Below are 1,638 nucleotides of genomic sequence, written 5' to 3' on the forward strand. Positions count from 1 at the left end.
CGGACCCCATCCTTACCATGGATGTGCTCTGCCGACTGAGCTACCAGGGCGGGCTGCGAGCTACCCACGCCGGAGGGCGCGAGCGGCCGGGAGCGTAGCCACCGCCCGTGCGGTCCGTCGAACCGTGCGGTCCGTCGGCGCACACGGGCGGTGGCCAGGCGCTGCGTGGTGGGAGCAGGATTCGAACCTGCGAAGGCGAAGCCGTCTGGTTTACAGCCAGATCCCTTTGGCCGCTCGGGCATCCCACCGGGAGCCCCGGCTCAGCCGGGACCAGCGGAGGGTAGGCCGGTCGCTGGATGACGGCCAACCCGAGAGCTTCACCCGCGCAGACGGTACGACGCGTACCGCTCTCCGAGGTTGATCGTGGTCCTCCCCCCGGCATCGGCCGCCGGGATGAGGTACCGCGTTCGAGCATCGGTCAGGACGTACAGGAGCTCGCAGCTCGTCGGATCGAAGTCCTTCGAGGTGTGGAAGCTCTGGTTCCCACCCCGGGTCGCGAGGCTCACCACGAAGACCCCGTCCCGCGAGCGGTAGGTGGTGGTCTTGACCTGGACGCGCTGGAGGCGCGTCCCATCGTCGACGATGAGGTCGTAGGGCTGGCTGTCGATAAGCGGCAGGCTGATCGACCAGCCCTGCGCGCCGAAGAAGGCGATCGCGTCGGTCAGCCCGAGCAAGCCCTGCTCGCGTGGGTTGGCGCGCCAGAGCGTGTCGGCTGGCCGTCGGTCGGCCTTCGCCAGATGCGCCGCCTGGTGATCGACCGCGTGATCGGCGGGTGCCGGTTCGGTTCCGAGGTCGAGCTGTGGTTCGTGCATCTCGAGTCCTCCATCCGCCCCCACGGATGGTCCCTGTCCAGGCTCAGGATGCCGCACCCCTGTGACACGTCCGGATCGGTGGCCGCTGGCACCTCACTACGCTGGCTGCTCGCCCGACGGACCACCCGAGCAGGAGCGCACCCGTGGCAGACGCGAGCTTCGACATCGAGGCCGGGGTCGACAAGCAGGAGGTCGACAACGCCATCAACCAGGCCGCCCGCGAGGTCGGGACGCGCTTCGACTTCAAGGACACCGACACCTCCATCGAGTGGTCCGGTGACGAGGCCATCAAGGTCGAATCGGCGTCCGAGGACCGCGTCGACGCCGCCCTCGAGGTGCTCAAGGACAAGTGCGTCAAGCGCAAGGTGTCGCTCAAGGCGCTCGACATCGGCGAGCCGAAGGACGTGTCGGGCGGACGCAGCCGGGTCGACATCAGCCTCGTCAGCGAACTGCCCGCCGACCTCGCCAAGACCATCGTCAAGGACATCAAGGCGACCAAGCTCAAGGTGACCCCGACCAACATGGGGGACCGGATCCGCGTCGTCGGCAAGAAGCGCGACGACCTGCAGGAGATCCAGGCGATGGTCAAGGCCAAGGACCACGACGCCCCGCTGCGGTTCACCAACTACAAGTAGGACGAGCCCGGCAGCGCGCGCGGCTCCCGCGCACCTCTGGGTCCGCGCCCTGCGGTAGCAGCGTCGCCACGTTGTCACCGTCGGCTGGCCACCTGGACGGGGACGGGCACTAGCGTCGCGCTCTCCCGGACCGGACCACCTCGATGCCGATCGTCGCCCACTCGTCGCTGCCCGCCTTCGCGGCTCTCGCC

At 68.9% G+C, this 1,638-nt stretch carries 2 protein-coding genes and 1 tRNA gene; 1 reads left to right on the forward strand and 2 read right to left on the reverse strand.

Translation table 11 applies throughout. The features are described 5' to 3' along the window. Positions 1-166: 166 nt before the first annotated feature. Together WEB03_RS16365 and WEB03_RS16370 are read right to left on the reverse strand one after the other, a co-directional pair. Positions 167-248: transfer RNA gene (locus tag WEB03_RS16365), tRNA-Tyr, on the reverse strand. 69 nt (positions 249-317) lie between these two features. Further along, on the reverse strand, positions 318-812 hold the full coding sequence (locus tag WEB03_RS16370; RefSeq protein ID WP_368071987.1) for a group I intron-associated PD-(D/E)XK endonuclease: 495 nt from the start codon (positions 810-812) through the stop codon (positions 318-320). 143 nt (positions 813-955) lie between these two features. Between WEB03_RS16370 and WEB03_RS16375 the strand changes: the two genes are divergently transcribed. Continuing rightward, a complete protein-coding gene (locus tag WEB03_RS16375) occupies positions 956-1,447 on the forward strand; it encodes a YajQ family cyclic di-GMP-binding protein (protein ID WP_368071988.1) in 492 nt (163 codons plus the stop codon). Positions 1,448-1,638: the final 191 nt, after the last annotated feature.

The sequence above is a fragment of the Nitriliruptor sp. genome, assembly GCF_040882075.1.
Classification (GTDB): Bacteria; Actinomycetota; Nitriliruptoria; order Nitriliruptorales; family Nitriliruptoraceae; genus Nitriliruptor.

What these genes read in the sequence shown, in the direction of transcription:
- WEB03_RS16370 (WP_368071987.1), bottom strand. Translation starts at nt 812, where the DNA reads ATGCACGAACCACAGCTCGACCTCGGAACCGAACCGGCACCCGCCGAT.